2 protein-coding genes are annotated in these 416 nt (G+C 65.4%); both read right to left on the bottom strand.

The window, feature by feature from the left end; genetic code table 11:
• The coding region (locus BTA35_RS17125) for an ATP-binding cassette domain-containing protein (protein WP_139363740.1) at positions 1–183 on the bottom strand (183 nt) is incomplete at its 3' end.
• Positions 184–203: 20 nt separating this feature from the next.
• The coding region (locus BTA35_RS17120) for a hypothetical protein (protein ID WP_202931320.1) at positions 204–416 on the bottom strand (213 nt) is incomplete at its 5' end.

Here is a 416-nt window from a genome sequence, read left to right as displayed (position 1 = left end):
CATATAGAACGACGTGGTCTTGCCGGCGCCGTTCGGGCCGAGCAAGCCCACCACTTCACCGCTTTTGACGTCGAGCGAGACGTCCTTGACGACGGTACGCGAGCCGTAGCGCTTCTTAAGATTGCGCACGACGAGCGAGCTCGATGCGCGGGCCGGCTCGCTCGCGCCCGCTTCGTTTACGATCGCCGTGGTGGATAACGTATTCACTGCGTTCCGGTTCCTTGAATCGTCGACGCGGGCGCGAGCTTGGCAGGGCCGCCGGTCAAAGGCGCCGGTGCGCCGTTGCGCGGCGAAAGCATCGCGCGCACGCGGCCGGTCGGGTTGCCTGGCCCGGCAACGTCCTTGCCTGCGCGCGCCGTATAGAAGTCGTTTTGTCCGTCGTAGGTCACGACGCTGCCGTGCACCTGATCCATCAC

Origin of the sequence: Oceanospirillum linum (assembly GCF_001995095.2) — a bacterium.
In the GTDB taxonomy this organism is placed as follows: domain Bacteria; phylum Pseudomonadota; class Gammaproteobacteria; order Pseudomonadales; family Halomonadaceae; genus Oceanospirillum; species Oceanospirillum linum.
The sequence above is the reverse complement of the archived record's forward strand: the minus strand, read 5'-3'. Positions and strand labels throughout refer to the sequence as shown.